Here is a 17,439-nt window from a genome sequence, read left to right as displayed (position 1 = left end):
GTCTTATCCGTCAATTGCTTTTAAACTCATATCTAAATTTGAAACCGAGTGCGTAATTGAACCCGTTGAAATAAAATTAACTCCACAATTGGCATATTTTCTTGCTGTCTCTAAAGTTATCCCGCCTGATGACTCTGTTTGACAGGTATTCCCTATCATCTCTACTGCTTTTTTTGTGTCATCAAAGTTAAAATTATCAATCAAAATGCGATGCACACCTTTGTTTTGCAATATCTCTTTTATTTCATTGAGGTTTCTGGCTTCAACTATAATTTTTAAATTTAGTTTATTTTCGATTAAATATTGTTTTGTGGTTTGAATTGCTTTGGTAATTCCTCCGGCAAAATCTATGTGATTGTCTTTGAGCATGATCATATCATATAAAGCAAAGCGATGGTTTTCACCTCCTCCAATTTTTACAGCCCACTTTTCGAGTGCGCGTATTCCGGGAGTGGTTTTTCTGGTGTCCAGTATTTTTGTATTTGTGCCATCCAGCAGTTTTACAAATTCATTTGTTTTAGTAGCAATGGCACTCATTCTTTGCATCGCATTTAACACAAGACGTTCAGATTTTAAAATTGACTGCGATAAGCCGGAAACATAAAATGCAACGTCTCCATACTTCACTCTTTCTCCATCAGGAATCAAGACCTCTACTTCCAGTCCCGGATCAACATAATCAAAAACTTGTTTGGCAAACTCTACCCCGGCAAGAATGCCTTTGTCTTTAATAAGAAGCTTTGCTTCACCCATGGCATCATAAGGGATACAGGCCAACGAACTATGATCGCCATCGCCAATATCTTCCCTTATAGCATTGGTTATGATTAGGTTAATTTCTTTATTAAACTGCTCTGGTGTTATCATTGTGCCATTTTTTAGCTAAAATAATGAATTCAAATCTATATTGGGCAAAGAGATTCACTCAAAAAGAACTATTTTTGAATTGCAATTAATGGATGTTAGCCCAGTTCAGTTTTTAAAAACTGAAACAAACACGAAAATTTAAGATTTAAATGAAAATCAAACTAATCGCCATTGGAAAAACAGACCATAAATACATGGGGCTAATGATTGATGAGTATGTAAAACGCCTGGGATTTTATATCAGTTTTGATTTTCAAATACTACCCGATATCAAAAACACAAAGTCACTTACTGAGAAGCAACAAAAAGTCAAAGAAGGTGAGTTATTACTGAAGCATATTGATGCAACAGATGTTGTCATTTTACTAGACGAAAAAGGAAAAGGACTTTCTTCTGTTGGGTTTTCAGAATATATTCAGAAAAAAATGAACAGTGGTATTAAGCAATTAGTATTTATTATTGGAGGTCCTTATGGATTTGATGACGTCATTTATATGAGAGCCAACGGTAAAATTTCTCTTTCACAAATGACTTTTTCACATCAAATGATTCGTCTGTTTTTCATTGAACAACTATACAGAGCCTTCACAATTTTAAAAAACGAACCCTACCACCACCGATAAAAAAATAAATTCCAAATTACAAGCACCAAATTTCAAACCCTTTATCTTTGAGCCTTGAACCTTGAAATCATATTAATTATGAAACTTGTATTTGCAACAAACAACTCTAATAAAATAAAAGAAGTTAAAGTTCAACTCCCTGCTCAAATTGAACTATTAAGTTTAGAGGAAATTGGTTGTACCATTGATATTCCCGAAACAGCAAACACCATTGAAGGCAATGCTCTCCAAAAATCAACTTTTATCAAAGACAATTACGGTTATGATTGTTTTGCTGATGACACCGGTCTTGAATTGGAAGCTCTCAACGGAGCGCCAGGTGTTTACAGTGCCCGCTATGCCGGTAATAATAAGGACGCAAACGAGAATATGGACAAACTTTTGGAAAATCTAAAACACTCCAAAAATAGAAACGCACAATTCAAAACTGTCATTTCATTGTTAATTGGCAAAAAGAACTACACATTTACAGGAGTATGCAAAGGCACGATTACACATCAAAAAACAGGTAATCAAGGATTTGGATATGACCCGATTTTTAAACCCGAAGGATATGATCGCACCTTCGCAGAAATGGATTTAAAATTAAAAAATCAAATCGGACACCGTGGTAAAGCTGTGCAAGAATTACTTTTATTTTTAAATTCAGAAAATAAAAAATAAAATATTTTGCCTAAACACTTGTCAAACAAATAACTAACACATAGCATCCTACAAATCAATAAATAAGCGTACCTTTGCAGCCAATTTAAAAATAAATATGACAAATTTTAAAGATTTAGGTCTCAACGAGGCTTTATTGCGGGCAGTGGCCGACATGGGGTTTGAAACCCCCTCTGAAGTTCAAGAAAAAACAATACCCATTTTACTTTCTAAAGAAACCGATATGGTTTCACTAGCGCAAACAGGAACAGGAAAAACCGCCGCATTTGGTTTTCCATTAATTCAAAAAATAAATGCTAGTAGCCGAACCACCCAAGGTTTAATCCTTTCTCCTACTAGAGAATTATGTTTGCAAATTACCAATGAATTAAAAAACTACAGCAAATATGTTTCGGGTTTAAACATTGTAGCCATTTATGGAGGTGCCAGTATCAACGATCAGGCTAGAGACATAAAACGAGGCGCACAAATTATAGTTGCAACTCCCGGCAGAATGAAAGATATGATCAGCCGAGGAATGATTGATATTTCAAAAATTGAATATTGCATTCTCGATGAAGCAGATGAAATGCTCAATATGGGCTTTTATGAAGACATCACAGATATTCTTTCACATTCTCCAAAAGATAAAAGCACCTGGCTTTTTTCGGCAACCATGCCCAAAGAAGTTTCAAATATTGCCAAAAAATTTATGAACACCCCGGTTGAAATAACTGTGGGAACAAAAAATACTGGTACAAAAAACGTTACACACGAGTATTATACAGTCAATGCACGTGATCGTTATCAGGCATTACGCAGACTGTCCGATGCAAATCCGGATATATTTTCAGTGGTATTTTGCAGAACTAAAAGAGATACTCAAAAGGTAGCAGAAAACCTAATTGAAGATGGGTATAACGCTGCCGCCCTCCACGGTGATTTAAGTCAAAATCAACGTGATTTGGTAATGAAATCGTTTAGAAATCGTCAAATTCAAATGTTGGTAGCTACAGATGTAGCTGCCCGCGGAATTGATGTAGACGACATCACTCACGTGATCAACTACCAATTGCCAGATGAAATTGAAATCTATACACACCGAAGCGGTCGTACAGGACGTGCCGGAAAAAATGGTGTTTCAATGACAATTGTCTCTAAGAGTGAAGTGCGTAAGTTACGCTCTATTGAAAAAATAATTCAACAAAAATTTATTTCCAAAGAAATTCCCAATGGGATGGGAATATGTGAAATTCAATTGTTTCATTTAGCAAATAGCATCAAAAATACCGAAATCAATCACGATATTGATGCGTATCTACCCAACATTGAAGAAGTACTTGAAGGACTTAGTAAAGAAGACTTGATTAAAAAAGTTTTTTCCGTTGAGTTCAGTCGATTCTTCAGCCGATATAAAAACGCTAAAGATCTCAATGTAAACGAAGGCAGCTCAAGAGACGATGCCCACAATGAAGATACCACACGATACTTTCTAAATGTAGGTTCAAAAGACGGTTTTGACTGGATGAGTTTAAAAGATTTCTTGAGAGATTTGCTCAGTTTAGGCAAAGATGATGTATATCGCGTAGATGTAAAAGATAGCTTTTCCTTTTTTAATACCGATGCAAAACATCAGGAACTGGTTCTTGGTATCTTTGAAGATTTTAAATTGGAAGGAAGAAACGTCAATGTAGAAGTATCTAAAGATGGAGGCGGAAAAGATCGTGGCAATCGCAGACGAAGAGACGACGGTGGCAAGAGAGGTCGAAATAATGATTTTTCAAAAGGTAAAGGGAAACCAGACTTTAAAAGCAAAAACAATTCAAAATTTGCCGGCGGAGGAAAACGCAGAAGCTCAGACTCATCAGCACCCGGAACAGGTGGTAGAAGACGCCGTCGTTCATAAGGCTGTTAATTTTTGATTAATGTTTTTAATTTCATTCGTTAGTTTGTGCTATATTTTTATCTTTAGGCAATAGATTTTGCAATGAAAAAAATAGGTTTTTTAATATTTCTTCTAACCATTTCCTTAAACATCTTTTCACAAGATGAAAACCAAAAGATTAATGGAAAAGTTCTGAATGATGCTAACGATACCCCAATTGAAAATGTTCATATTGTTAATATGAACCAGGTGATTGGTTCCATTTCAAAAGAAGACGGCTCATTTTCAATTTCTGCTAAGGTGAATGACACCCTCTATTTTTCTTATTTAGGATTTAAATCAATCAGGGTTAGAGTTACAAATGATTGGTTTAAATTTGGTGAAATTAAAATTAAAATGACTGAGTTGGGAATAGCTCTAGAGGAAGTTGTTTTACGCCCGGTACAATTGACCGGTTACCTTGAAGTGGATGCTAAAATTATTCCCATTTATGACAATTATAGATATAGTATCTCTGGTTTAAATACCGGTTATGAAGGAGGGCAAAATCAGCCATCTGCAGTAAGCAAAGCTATGAGTGCTGTCTTCAACCCTGCTGATTTCCTGTATAATGTGTTTGGTAAACGGCCTGCACAAATGAGAAAACTACGTCAAATGAAAACTGATGACAACATTCGAAACCTTTTGCAAAGTAAATTTGACAGAGAAACCCTGATGGTTGTTTTACAACTCGAAAAAGTCGATATCGATGAAATTTTAAATAATTGTAACTACTCAGAAACCTTTATCCGCACTGCCAATGATCTTCAAATTTTGGATGCTATGAGTGAGTGTTATGAAGAATATCGTGTATTGAACCGAAGGAAAAATTAATTATTTCAAAGAGTGTAAAGCAACCCGGTTGCCTTCAGTGTCATTAAATACACCCATAAAGCCGTGCTCAGGTGATATTTGAGTTTTTTGTTGATAAATTTTTCCGCCTGCTTTTTCTACTCTGTCCAGTTCTATTTGAACATCTTTCGAAGCAAAATAGATTAATGTACCTTCAGCACTTGGTACGTAACTTTCTTGTTTAATAAGAGTGCCGGTAGCCAATGTTTCTCCTTCTCGATGAGGAAACCATCCCATCTCAAGTCCACCAAAATTGTGAAGTTCAATCGATACACCAAAAACTTTTTCATAAAATGTTTTGGCGCGAAGCATGTCGTTTACAGGAATTTCAAACCAAGTGACCATACTATTTATTTTTCAAGTTGTTGTTTTAAATTTAATAAGCCTTCTTCAAAATCTTTTCCAACTGTTTTATCCATATTGAAAAATACCATAAACAAATTTCCGGGTGGTTTATTCACCCCACTGAAACCCCATATGACCTTAGTTGTTTCTGGGGTCACTTCTTCAACTTTTATATAGGCATCACTTTCAGATTTCCAGGGTTTCAAAAATCGTAGTTTTGTTTCTAAACGTTCGTTTTTAAAAACTCCGGTAATTTCCTGTTCCCCTTCACCCACTTGTTTATTGCCTTTCCAGTGCGAAATAAAACCTACAGTTCCATCGGTTCCTGTAAAAGTTTTTTCCATATCAGGGTCCTTCTTTCCCCAGGGAGACCAATTATCCTGATTTTTTATATACTTGATATATTCAAATACTTCACTGAGTGGACGTTGAATGATTACAGAACGGTTTACGTGATAATTTTTGGGGGCTATACTCATTAAAATTATCAAAATCAACACTATTGCTGCCAATATATATAGGAATATCATAGTTAGTTTGTTTTTAGATATTTAAATATAATTATTTTTTTCTTCCTGTGTATCTTTCTAAGATAGTGTCTACACTTTTAATTGTTTTTTTAGCCCAATCAACACGTTTCTTTAATTGTTCTTCTTCAGATAGTTGCCAGGAGATATTAGATTTTTTTAATTTCGACACAGTGTTTTGTAAAATAATTGCCGCCGAAACAGAAATATTTAAACTTTCAGTGAAACCATACATAGGAATCTTTAGAAATCCATCTGCTTGTTTAAAAACTTTGTCTGATAAACCGGTAGATTCTTTTCCGAAGAAAAAAGCGGCTTTTTGGGTTACATCAAAATCATCCAAAAACTGCGAATCCTTATGTGGTGTGGTAGCTATAATGCGATATCCTTTATCTTTTAAACTAGTGATACATTCGTCAATACTTTCAAAGCGGTACAAATCAACCCATTTTTGAGCACCCATCGCTATTTCCTTATCAATGCGTTTTCCCTGAATTTCCTCAACTACGTGAAGGTCTTGTATCCCAAAAATGTCACAAGTGCGCATCACCGCACTGGTATTATGAAGCTGATATACATCTTCAGTAACCACAGTAAAATGCCGGGTCCGCTGTTTTAACACTTCCCTGAACAATTCTTTTCTTTTATCTGTTAAATATGATTCAAGGTATTTTAAGAGGGCAACTGTATCCATTTATATTATTTTTTGTAAAAGTATAAAAATGAATAAAAAAAAGTAGGGTTGCCAATTGGCAACCCTACTTAAAATTGTAAGCTTAATTGTTACGTCTTATTTGTTTGACGATACAACTTTCTTAATAACAACTCCTCTATTGGTAGTTAACTGAATGAAATAAACTTGATCGTTTGCACGAGACATGTCTATCACTGTTGTTTCTAGTTTACCTTGTGAGTAATTGTAGTTTTCAACAGTATTGATTAACCTTCCTCTGACATCAAATACTTCAAGAGTAACTTTGGTATCAAATTCAAATTTGTATTCAATATTCAATTTACCATCAAACGGTACAGGATATGCTTTGAAATCAATAGACATCATACATCTTGTGTCGTTCAAACGCTCTTCCTGAACTACTAAGTATGTATACACCCAGTTATGATTGTTACCTTCACAATCAGCATAGTTCCAAGTATAGGTTATGGTAAAACTATAACAATCTACAAAGCCTCCACCAAGGGTTGGACCTGTTGGTGTTATCAGATTACCACAATTATCATATACTGTAGGTGGTACGGGCTCTACAGCCTGTTGTCCAGAATTTACTGTGCTACCCTCATTAGAAGGCATTGTAAAGTCTTCCACCTCGATAGTGTATATATATACCCAGTCTTGGTTGTTACCATCACAGTCTGCATAGCTATAGCTATAGGTTATAGTACCCTCACAGTCAACATACGTTCCGCCTTGCGTTGGTCCCGTTGGTGTGATTACATTACCACAGCTGTCATTGACAACCGGTGGTACAGGTGCTACTGCTTCTGATGCACAAGCTACTATGCTTCCTTCATTAGCGGGCAATGTAATATCACCACCCTCTAAAGTGTACGTATACAACCAATCGTGGTTGTTGCCTGCACAATCAGCATAGTTCCAGACAAAGGTAATTGTTCCATCACAGCCATCATAGGTTCCGTCTTGCGTTGGACCGGTTGGTGTGATTTGATTACCACAATTGTCATTTACAACTGGTGGTACTGGCGCTACTGCATCTGATGCACAAGCAATCTGGCTGCCTTCATTTGCAGGCATATTGATTGCAAAATCTTCCACTACTATGGTATATGTATATACCCAGTCATGGTTGTTGCCTGCACAATCAGCGTAATTCCAGGTATAGGTAACAGTACCCTCACAGTCTACATACGTTCCGCCTATTGCTGGACCCGTTGGTGTGATTGGATTACCATTACTATCATTTACCTCAATCGGTACATTCTGAACTGCCAGTGATATACAAGTGGTCTGGATTCCTTGATCAGGAGGCATATTGATCGCAAAGTCTTCCAACTCGATAGTATATGTATATACCCAATCGTGGTTGTTGCCTTCACAGTCTGCATAGTTCCAGGTAAAGGTAATTGTACCCTCACAGTCTACATACGTTCCGCCTTGCGTTGGACCCGTTGGTGTGATCACGTTACCACAGTTGTCATTTACAACTGGTGGTACCGGTACTACTGCTTCTGATTCAGAGGCTATTAAACTACCTTCGTTTGCTGGAAGCGTAAAGTCTTCTACCTCGATAGTGTATGTATATACCCAATCGTGGTTGTTGCCTTCACAGTCTGCATAGCTATAGCTATAGGTAATAGTACCCTCACAGTCTACATACGTTCCGCCTTGCGTTGGTCCGATGGGTGTGATTTCGTTACCACAGCTGTCACTTACAACTGGTGGTACAGGTGCTACTGCTTCTGATGCACAAGCTACTGTACTTCCTTCATTAGCGGGTAATGTGAAATCACCACCCTCTATTGTATATGTATATACCCAGTCGTGATTGTTGTCNAGTTCCAGGTAAAGGTAATTGTTCCCTCACAGTCTACATACGTTCCGCCTTGCGTTGGACCCGTTGGTGTGATCACGTTACCACAGTTGTCATTTACAACTGGTGGCACCGGTACTACTGCTTCTGATTCAGAGGCTATTAAACTACCTTCGTTTGCTGGAAGCGTAAAGTCTTCCACCTCGATAGTGTATGTATATACCCAATCATGGTTGTTGCCTTCACAGTCTGCATAGCTATAGCTATAGGTAATAGTACCCTCACAGTCTACATACGTTCCGCCTTGCGTTGGTCCGATGGGTGTGATCACGTTACCACAGCTGTCACTTACAACTGGTGGTACAGGTGCTACTGCTTCTGATGCACAAGCTACTGTACTTCCTGCATTAGCGGGTAATGTGATATCACCACCCTCTATTGTATATGTATATACCCAGTCGTGATTGTTGTTTACACAATCAGCATAGTTCCAGGTAAAGGTAATAGTACCTTCACAGTTATCAAAAGTGCCGCCTTGCGTTGGACCCGTTGGTGTGATTGGAGCACCACAATAGTCATTGACTACCGGTGGTACAGGTGCTATAGCATCTGATGCACAAGCTACTGTGCTTCCTTGATTTGCAGGCATATTGCTCGCAAAATCTTCTACTACTACATTGTATGTATATACCCAGTCGTTACTGTTGCCAGCACAATCTAAATAGTTCCACGTATAGGTAATAGTACCCTCACAAGGACCACACGTGCCACCTTGAACAGGTCCGATTGGTGTGATCACATTACCACAGTTATCATTTACAACTGGTGGTACAGGCACTAATGCCTCTGATACACAGGCAATCTGACTGTCTTCATCTGCTGGAAGTGTAAAGTCTTCAAACTCGATATTAATGGTTTGTGTCACATTAATAAAGTTACCACAAGCATCAGCAACTTTATAGGTTCTCGTAATGATGGGTTCACAAGAATCACCATCAGATACGTCTCCATCGTGTGTTACAATAGGCGCTCCACAATTATCTGCAGCATCTGTAACTACGGTGATATCCGCATTAGGAATATCATCAATACAAGCTACAGTTATAGGATCAAGGTTTGAAGCAGTTGGTGCTTCATCATCTCCCGCCACACTAAATGTTGAAGAACACGTTTCTTCTTGTTCACACTCATCAGTAACGGTAAGTGAAACCGTTATAACTCCTCCTGTACAAGGTGTGAACGTTGGTAATGTATAAGTGTTTATGTCTATTTCTTGACCGTTTACTTCATACACTGCATTCAATTCGCCTTGACCACCTGAGTAGGTGAAATTTTCAAACCATTCATTTAAAGCAGTATCAATAGCTTCCTGAGATAAGCAAGCTACAATTTCTCCATCCACAGGACAATTTACCACTATAGAATCAGGGATAATTACCAGAACTTCAAATTCATCCTCAGAAATACATCCTGTTCCAGGTCCTCCAATTCCGGGGGCCGTAACGATAACTTTATAAACTCCGGCAACAGTAACAATTAATTCATTGGTAACTTGTCCGGGAATTAATACACCATCTTGATACCATTCATACTGTAAATCAACTTGACCGTTAGTTTCAGCTGTTAAGGTTACTGATTCTGAATTACAATCAAGGTTATTTCCGTCAATTGCTACAGTAGGTTCCTCAACATCTCCAAATGGAAATGGTCCGGCAAAATCTTTTAGCTCTGAAGTAAAAGAAGCCGATGAACGGGTTTTGACTATAATTCCTCCAAATAATGCGCCGCAAGGATCACCTCCATTGCCACTGCCTCCTATTGATACCATATCAAAACCAAACTCAGTAAAATTAATACCAAATTCGATAAAAGTAAAAGCTGGATAATTAGCTACCTGATTGGCCTGTGGCCCTGTAAGAGTCCCCCAGGGTGCAGCAGGTACAGGTGTCGAATTGATTTGAGCAAAAGCAATATTTGGCTCTCCAAGTGGACATGTCGTCGGGGTTTTAAGCTCGATTTCTGCATAACCATAACCATTAGTTCCATCACCCGATTCAAAAACGGGCTGACCATTGTTAACTACAAATTGGAATTTAGCATCTGGATTGCTTTCCAATAAAGCGTTTAATGCTATAATACTTCCTCCGGGCAATTCTGATGGTTTTACCCATACAAAGATATGACCGTCAATAATTTCACCTCCGTTTTCAAAATTCAAAGACATTATGATATCTCCAAGTTGGGAGATATCTCCACTTCCGTCGAAATTCCAGGCAGTATGGCCACCATCAGGTCCCAAATTTTGTAAATCACCTGAACCTGTATTATAGGCTAATTCTTCTCTGAAAAATTCAAAGTCGACATACGCAGATCCGTCTCCTGAACGAGTAGAAGCACCTAAAAATGCCCATAAATCGGAATTTTCAGTGTTAGTGACATCTCTGCGTAAATGTGCATACACATCAATAATGTCATTTTTTTGTGGGATGCTACCGTTTCCAATATTCCAGGTTCCCGGATTATCAGCGTTTTTGTTTGAACCTGCTCTAAAAACCGAAAAGTCTTTATTGCTGCCAGCAGAGTTTGGGTCTCTTACATAAAGTGCATCGAGCCAAACCATGTTGTTTAATTCAAAAAATTGGTCTTCTGACATACCGTAAGTAACGGATTGATTTCCTGTAGGCCCTGAATTGTTTTCATCTATCACTCCTTTATTGAGCGCACTGCCACACTTAAACCAGTCATCGGCAGTATCACCGGATGGTTCTTGAATGTCAGTACAAGGATCAAAAATGAAAGTTGTTTCATCAGCACAAACATCGGAATCTACACCAAAATTTGCCCGTTCGGCTCCTTGTTCAATAATAATTTGCGAGAACACTTGCGGTCCTCCAAATACAAATAGCACAACCACAGCAAGTGTCGTCATGCTACTCACAAAATCTTTTAACGGATTTTGTTTTCTCCTCTTCACATTTAGATTTTCAACCTCATTTGGAGGAGAAAACCTACAATAGTAATCTTTTAACATAGTTGTTAGATTTTGTGTTAGAATTATTAATTAAAATTTTATACAAGCAAAACAGGTCAAATAAGTCACCGTAACAATTAATCGCCTAGGCATCAAAATGTTACAGCTTAATAAATAAGGAGCAATAAAAATGTATATGGCTTGTGGTTAATAAACCATTGAGGAGATAAATAAATATGTAAAATGTGTGGCTAAAGAGCCATAGAGGAGATAAATAATATGAAAAATGTACATGGTAAAAGTACCATAGAGGAGAAAAAATATGTTGATTGTGCTTTGGTTAAAAAACCTTTGAGGAGATACACAAATTTAATCATTCATTATTCTTTTTAACGAAATAAGCAATATATTTAGATGAAAGGCATAAAAGATAACACAAAATACATAAATTCAATGTTTTTCAATCAAGTTCTCAGAAATTATATTTTAACATCGGCCTTCATCAAGTTTTAAAAATAATTTTATTATTATGGATATTTAATTGGATTTAAAAAGGGTATTTCTTAATAATGAAAAACAATTCATTAAGAATCCATTTGAATTGATTTCTCGTTGATTCTTATAGCTATTTAAGAGCTACGATAAGGTTGCTATTTTTGAAAATCAGTTTGTTCTACCAAGGAATTTTTAACGTATTTGTCTATTTTATCTATATTAAAATTATTATTAACCCGGTTTTTTGATTTTTAGACGAATGGTGAGAAAAATTGCACAAAATACATAAGTAACATTAATTTTTAATTTAATTCCTACTTATAACTACGTGTAAACACGTACATTAACCTCAATAAACATTCGATTTATATTTAGTTTTTAATTTTTTAGGCGACAATCCACTTACATATTTTAAAGCTGTTTGCCAATAATTTTTTTACGTTATATTTATATTCTCTATTAAGAAATTACCCAAAATTATATGGCTAAAAGAAAACTTGTAGTCCTTAGCGGAGCAGGAATGAGCGCTGAAAGCGGCATTAATACCTTCAGGGGTGATGACGGCCTGTGGGAAGGGCACGATGTTATGGAAGTAGCCTCTCCCATAGGATGGAATAAAAATCCTGACATCGTTTTGGATTTTTACAACAAAAGAAGACGGCAGTTACTGGATGTTAAACCCAATACTGCCCATAAAGCACTTGCCGAACTGGAAAGTGAATATGATGTGCACATCATTACCCAAAATGTAGATGACCTTCATGAACGTGCCGGAAGCTCAAAGGTATTACACTTGCACGGCGAACTCCTTAAGGTGCGAAGCACTTTGGATGAAAGCTATATTTTAGATTGGAAAAAAGATATTAATATCGGTGATTGCTGTCCTAAAAACGGTCAGTTAAGACCCCATATTGTTTGGTTTGGTGAGGCCGTTCCCGCAATAGAAGAAGCGATAACAATAACCGAAACTGCAGAAATCGTCGTGGTCATAGGAACCTCTTTGCAAGTATATCCGGCTGCCGGACTGATGAATTATGCTCCTTCACATTCACCTGTTTTTTATATTGACCCAAAACCGGCCAGTGTTTACGGAATGGCAAATAAAGTCGAAATTATTCCGGCTACCGCAACACTGGGAGTCCCTGTTTTTATTGAAAAATTAAAAAGCCTGTAAGCCCGTTTTGAAATTTTTTACACAACAATTACTGGAGCTAAAAGCTTATCGAAAAGATCGGGAAGTATTGGCCAATTACATTCTTGAGAATCCTCACTGTTTTGGGCCATTGCTGGACACCTGCCTTCAAGTTGATGAAGCTATTTCATACAAGGCAGCGTGGATTCTGGAGTTAGTTTGCCTGAAAAACATTAAACTATTAATCCCTCATTTGGATAGGTTTCTTGACAATATTTCGAAAGTTTACAAACCCCAGGCGGTAAGACCTATGGCAAAAATATGTGAGGAGCTCACGCTGCATTATTACTCAAAAAAAGCAATCTCCTTACAATTTGTACTTACTAAACAACAACGGGAGCAACTCACAGAAATCTGTTTTGACTGGTTGATTACAGACCAAAAAGTGGCTGTAAAAGCCTATGCGATGCATTGTTTGTTTCTTTTGGGTAAAGAGTTTAAATGGATTCACCCTGAATTAAAAATTATTTTAGACAAAGACTATCATGAAGAACAGCCGGCATTTAAAGCCCGGGCAAGACACATTCTTAAAAAATTATCAGTTCAATAAAAGGGAGAATCCTTCTTTAATATACTTACCAAATAAGGATAATTGGTTATCTTTGCAGCTTATTTCAAAAGACTATGGCAACCAACGCATTACAGGCAATTTCACCCATTGACGGAAGATACCGGTCCAAAACAAAATCCCTCATTCCTTTTTACTCTGAAGAGGCACTCATCAAATACCGAGTGCTCGTAGAAATTGAATATTTTATTGCCCTTTGTGAACTCCCCTTACCGCAGTTGAAAAGCTTTAATATTTCTCATTTTTCTGCTTTACGTGAAATGTATCAAAACTTCACAACAGCAGATGCCCAAAAAATTAAAGATATCGAGAAAGTAACTAATCACGATGTGAAAGCTGTTGAGTATTTTATAAAAGAAAAATTTGATGCCTTAGGCTTGCAGGAATATAAAGAGTTTATCCATTTTGGATTAACCTCTCAGGACATCAACAACACGGCAATTCCGTTATCAATAAAAGAAGCAACTGAAAAAGTATATGTGCCTTTGCTTGATGAATTAATTTCCAAACTAAAAAGTCTTTCCGAAACATGGAAATCCATTCCCATGCTGGCAAAAACACACGGGCAACCCGCTTCCCCTACCCGACTGGGGAAGGAAATTGAAGTGTTTGTCGTAAGACTTGAAGAGCAACTCCACATTTTAAAAAACACGAAGAATGCAGCAAAATTTGGTGGCGCTACCGGGAATTTCAACGCACATTTTGTAGCTTACCCCAAAGTTGACTGGAAAAAATTCGGCAAAAACTTTGTTGAAAACAGTTTGGGATTAAACCACTCCTTCCCCACTACCCAGATTGAACATTATGATCATCTCGCAGCTTTATTTGATGCTTACAAACGCATCAACACCATTATCATTGATTTAGACCGCGACTTCTGGACCTATATCTCAATGGATTATTTCAAACAAAAAATCAAAGACGGCGAAGTGGGGTCTTCAGCAATGCCTCACAAGGTAAACCCAATTGATTTTGAAAATTCAGAAGGTAACCTCGGAATTGCCAATGCATTGTTTGAACATCTTTCTGCAAAATTACCCATCAGCCGCTTGCAACGTGACTTGACAGACAGTACCGTTTTAAGGAATGTTGGTGTCCCTGTTGGACACACCCTAATTGCCCTGCATTCAACCTTGAAAGGCCTGGAAAAACTTGTTTTAAATGAGACCAAAATTAACGAAGACCTTGAAAACAATTGGGCTGTTGTGGCAGAAGCCATTCAAACCATATTGAGAAGAGAAGGCTACCCCAATCCATATGAAGCTTTAAAGGGCCTCACCCGAACCAATCAGAAAATCAATGAGCAAATCATTTCAGAATTTATTGATTCTTTAGATTTATCTAATTCTTTAAAGACTGAATTAAAAAACATTCGACCAACAAATTATACCGGAATTTAAAGGAATGTGTTCTTTTAGGTTTACAAAAGTATCTGAGATCAATTGTTAAAAATTTAGGATGCAGTCTCTCTTGAACAACCATCACTATCAATAAGTCCAAGCAAAAATAATTAGTAACTAAGGTTTCACATAGAAATCGAAATCTAGTAATTGAACAAAAATAAGCTGACTTTCAATTCTTTCCAAAATTATTGTATATTCATACTAAAATTTGGAAAGCATTGACTAAATGATTGCTAAATATGCTTGCTTTTTATTTATTTTCTCCACTATAGTGATTTTTGCTCAAAACACAGTTATTGAGGGAAAATACTATAACTCTACTCGTGGAGAGCCAATCTATATGCCAATAGGTAAAATTTCTTTTGCAGATAAAGTAATTGATTTTAAGCAGGGAATACCAAATGCTTCAAAAGATTTTACAGACCCTATGCAATCTTTAGGAGAACCCAACTATATTCATTATAAAGTAGCTCGTTATGTCTCTCTGGGTTGTGGTGGTCAGCTTACCTTAGAGTTTACAGACAATGGGTTTGTAGATATGGAAGGCCCTGACCTTTATGTATGGGAAGTTGGCCCTTCAGTTGAATCGTTTCAGTTTGAAATTTCAAAAGACGGAGAAAATTGGGTAGACCTTGGTATTATTGAAGGCGGTAAATCTTTTATTGATATAGCACCAGTGGTCAATGATATTCGGGATATTTTTTACTTTGTAAGAATTACAGACAAAAAAGAAATTTGCACAGGAAATACTCCCGGCGCAGATATTGATGCTGTGGGAACAATTAGTGGTGTATTGAAAATAAATTTAAGTGCCGATGTTTTATTTGACACGGCCAAGTTTAATTTAAAAGAAAAATCAAAACAAGCCATTGATAGTTTGGCCTATCAAATTGAGAAAGTTGGTATGGCAGAAATAATTATTGAAGGACATACTGACAGTGATGGTAATGCTTTATACAACTTACGCCTTTCAGAACAGAGAGCTAAAAGTGTGTTGAGAAAATTAAAAGCCAAACTCAATGACAAAGGAACGTATGAGTTTAACAGTATTGCATTTGGACTAACAAAACCCAGAGCTACAAACGATACAGAGGAAGGAAAACAATTAAACCGCCGCGTAGAAGTAATTGTAAAACCACACAGAGATTTTTATAAAAAGGAAGAGTTAGATTGATGCGCTTATCATTCTGTCTTTCCCAAATAAATCTTTATTTAACAGAATGTTTTTAAAACCTATATCTTCAAGCATCGCTGTGACTTCTTCTCCAAAAGCCTCATTAATTTCAAAATACAACTTACCCTTCTGGTTTAAGCTTTTTAAACTAATTTCTGCAATTTTTTTATAAAACAACAACGGATTTTTATCAGAAACAAATAGCGCATTGTGTGGTTCATAAGAAAGCACATTGGTATGCATTAATTGTTTCTCAGAATCTCTGACATATGGTGGGTTTGAAACAATTATATCAAATCTTGACTTGAATTCGTTTAAAGACAGAATATCTTGTTCTAAAAAAATTACATCTACATCATTTTGAGTGGCATTTGCTTTAGCCGTTTCCAATGCTGATAAAGAAATATCCATAGCAGTAACTTCTGCATCAGGTAAATGTTTAGCCAGCGAAATGGCAATACAGCCACTACCTGTCCCAATATCGAGTATCTTAGATGGTTCCGGAATGTCGTCAGCACAGTCCCTAATTATCCAATCCACGAGATCTTCTGTTTCTGTCCTGGGAATAAGCACAGAAGGATTCACCTGAAAAATTAGCCCGAAAAATTCGGTCTCACCGATTATGTATTGAATGGGAACCTCCTTTTCCAATTGTTGCAATGCATTTTCAAAAAGAAAGGTTTCGTCTGAAGTTAATTTTCGTTGTAATTCAAGTACTACTTCAACCCTTTTTAATTTCAGAAACTTTTCAGTCAAAAGATAAAAAAAGGAGCCTATTTCCTCTTCTGGATAGAGCGTTTCCAGTTTTGATTTAAATAAACTTCTATACTCTTTTAAAGTCATAGCTCTTTAATCATCCAGACATTGCACGAATAATGACCGGTATCTCCCATCGGTTTTTCTAAATTCACAAACCCTGATTTGTAATATAATTTTCGGGCATCATCCATATAGGGCATCGTTTCTAGGTAACATTTCTCAAATCCAAATTCGCGGGCTTTGTCAAGGCAGGTTTTCATCATTTTGGTGCCAATACCCCTTCCCCTTGCCTCAGGTGCAAAATACATTTTTTGAAGTTCACAAATATTGCCGTCAAAATTATCCAGTTGACAAATTCCTGCTCCGCCAATTATTTGATTATTTTCTTCAATTACAAAATAAGCTTTCTTTTCTTGAGTATAGCTTTCAAACATACAATCCAGACTTTTATCTGCATAAGCAGTACCCACTTTGGGAACACCAAACTCAGTTAAAACACTTCTGATAACCTGTGCGATTTGAGCATTATCTTTTTGTGTAATGGGTCTAATAATACAATCGTTCATTCGATTAAAATATGCTATTTTTGT

The 17,439-nt window shown here is 36.8% G+C and carries 17 protein-coding genes and 1 pseudogene; 9 read left to right on the top strand and 9 right to left on the bottom strand.

The annotated features are described in order from the left end of the window. Window positions 1-3: 3 nt before the first annotated feature. Entirely contained in the window at window positions 4-867 is an 864-nt protein-coding gene (gene nadC, locus IEV69_RS10775) for a carboxylating nicotinate-nucleotide diphosphorylase (protein WP_188442320.1), read from the bottom strand. Window positions 868-1,016: 149 nt separating this feature from the next. Here nadC and rlmH point away from each other — a divergent pair, with 149 nt between their 5' ends. The 4 genes from rlmH to IEV69_RS10755 all read left to right on the top strand — a co-directional run bounded on the left by rlmH (window position 1,017) and on the right by IEV69_RS10755 (window position 4,890). Then, window positions 1,017-1,490: a 23S rRNA (pseudouridine(1915)-N(3))-methyltransferase RlmH gene (gene rlmH, locus IEV69_RS10770; protein ID WP_188442318.1), complete on the top strand. Its 474-nt coding sequence runs from the start codon at window positions 1,017-1,019 to the stop codon at window positions 1,488-1,490. A 78-nt stretch (window positions 1,491-1,568) separates the two neighbouring features. Next, on the top strand, window positions 1,569-2,153 hold the full coding sequence (locus tag IEV69_RS10765) for a non-canonical purine NTP diphosphatase (protein ID WP_188442317.1): 585 nt from the start codon (window positions 1,569-1,571) through the stop codon (window positions 2,151-2,153). 97 nt (window positions 2,154-2,250) lie between these two features. Further along, window positions 2,251-4,038 carry a DEAD/DEAH box helicase gene (locus tag IEV69_RS10760; protein ID WP_188442315.1) on the top strand — a complete coding sequence of 596 codons (1,788 nt, stop codon included), beginning with the start codon at window positions 2,251-2,253 and terminating at the stop codon, window positions 4,036-4,038. A gap of 81 nt (window positions 4,039-4,119) precedes the next feature. Then, a complete protein-coding gene (locus IEV69_RS10755) occupies window positions 4,120-4,890 on the top strand; it encodes a carboxypeptidase-like regulatory domain-containing protein (protein WP_188442313.1) in 771 nt (256 codons plus the stop codon). On the opposite strand, the gene IEV69_RS10750 is transcribed toward IEV69_RS10755, so the two are convergent. From IEV69_RS10750 to IEV69_RS10735, 4 genes are all read right to left on the bottom strand, one after another. Next, window positions 4,891-5,253 (bottom strand): VOC family protein, encoded by a 363-nt coding sequence (locus IEV69_RS10750; RefSeq protein WP_188442311.1) that lies wholly within the window; start codon window positions 5,251-5,253, stop codon window positions 4,891-4,893. Between the two features lie 5 nt (window positions 5,254-5,258). Next, window positions 5,259-5,783, bottom strand: a complete 525-nt coding sequence (locus tag IEV69_RS10745; RefSeq protein WP_188442309.1) for an SRPBCC family protein — start codon at window positions 5,781-5,783, stop codon at window positions 5,259-5,261. A 31-nt stretch (window positions 5,784-5,814) separates the two neighbouring features. Continuing rightward, window positions 5,815-6,474: a TrmH family RNA methyltransferase gene (locus IEV69_RS10740; protein WP_188442307.1), complete on the bottom strand. Its 660-nt coding sequence runs from the start codon at window positions 6,472-6,474 to the stop codon at window positions 5,815-5,817. A 96-nt stretch (window positions 6,475-6,570) separates the two neighbouring features. After that, window positions 6,571-8,001, bottom strand: coding sequence for a T9SS type A sorting domain-containing protein (locus IEV69_RS10735; RefSeq protein WP_444543918.1), 1,431 nt, complete (start codon window positions 7,999-8,001; stop codon window positions 6,571-6,573). Here IEV69_RS10735 and IEV69_RS10730 point away from each other — a divergent pair. Next, window positions 7,931-8,095: a hypothetical protein gene (locus IEV69_RS10730; protein ID WP_188442302.1), complete on the top strand. Its 165-nt coding sequence runs from the start codon at window positions 7,931-7,933 to the stop codon at window positions 8,093-8,095. The two genes, IEV69_RS10735 and IEV69_RS10730, sit on opposite strands and share 71 nt — an antisense overlap. A gap of 8 nt (window positions 8,096-8,103) precedes the next feature. On the opposite strand, the pseudogene IEV69_RS14050 reads toward IEV69_RS10730, so the two are convergent. Continuing rightward, window positions 8,104-8,277: pseudogene (locus tag IEV69_RS14050) on the bottom strand (HYR-like domain-containing protein); the annotation flags it as partial. After that, on the bottom strand, window positions 8,274-10,115 hold the full coding sequence (locus IEV69_RS14045; RefSeq protein WP_444543917.1) for an HYR-like domain-containing protein: 1,842 nt from the start codon (window positions 10,113-10,115) through the stop codon (window positions 8,274-8,276). The pseudogene IEV69_RS14050 and the gene IEV69_RS14045, both read right to left, overlap by 4 nt. A gap of 2,119 nt (window positions 10,116-12,234) precedes the next feature. On the opposite strand from IEV69_RS14045, the gene IEV69_RS10720 reads away from it, so the two are divergent. The 4 genes from IEV69_RS10720 (at window position 12,235) to IEV69_RS10705 (ending at window position 16,090) form a co-directional block, all read left to right on the top strand. Next, window positions 12,235-12,927: an SIR2 family NAD-dependent protein deacylase gene (locus tag IEV69_RS10720; RefSeq protein WP_188442299.1), complete on the top strand. Its 693-nt coding sequence runs from the start codon at window positions 12,235-12,237 to the stop codon at window positions 12,925-12,927. 7 nt (window positions 12,928-12,934) lie between these two features. Further along, window positions 12,935-13,495, top strand: a complete 561-nt coding sequence (locus IEV69_RS10715; RefSeq protein ID WP_188442297.1) for a HEAT-like fold family protein — start codon at window positions 12,935-12,937, stop codon at window positions 13,493-13,495. 74 nt (window positions 13,496-13,569) lie between these two features. Continuing rightward, the gene (gene purB, locus IEV69_RS10710; protein WP_188442295.1) at window positions 13,570-14,913 is read left to right on the top strand and encodes an adenylosuccinate lyase; all 1,344 of its coding nucleotides are present in this window, start codon (window positions 13,570-13,572) and stop codon (window positions 14,911-14,913) included. A gap of 229 nt (window positions 14,914-15,142) precedes the next feature. After that, on the top strand, window positions 15,143-16,090 hold the full coding sequence (locus IEV69_RS10705) for an OmpA family protein (RefSeq protein ID WP_188442293.1): 948 nt from the start codon (window positions 15,143-15,145) through the stop codon (window positions 16,088-16,090). On the opposite strand, the gene prmC is transcribed toward IEV69_RS10705, so the two are convergent. Beyond that, entirely contained in the window at window positions 16,082-16,933 is an 852-nt protein-coding gene (gene prmC / locus IEV69_RS10700) for a peptide chain release factor N(5)-glutamine methyltransferase (protein WP_188442291.1), read from the bottom strand. The two genes, IEV69_RS10705 and prmC, sit on opposite strands and share 9 nt — an antisense overlap. After that, window positions 16,930-17,415, bottom strand: coding sequence for a GNAT family N-acetyltransferase (locus IEV69_RS10695; protein WP_188442289.1), 486 nt, complete (start codon window positions 17,413-17,415; stop codon window positions 16,930-16,932). Before IEV69_RS10695 ends, prmC begins: the two co-directional genes overlap by 4 nt. Between the last annotated feature and the right edge of the window lie 24 nt (window positions 17,416-17,439).

The sequence above is a fragment of the Planktosalinus lacus genome (assembly GCF_014640155.1).
In the GTDB taxonomy this organism is placed as follows: domain Bacteria; phylum Bacteroidota; class Bacteroidia; order Flavobacteriales; family Flavobacteriaceae; genus Planktosalinus; species Planktosalinus lacus.
This window is presented reverse-complemented; position numbering and strand designations above follow the sequence as displayed.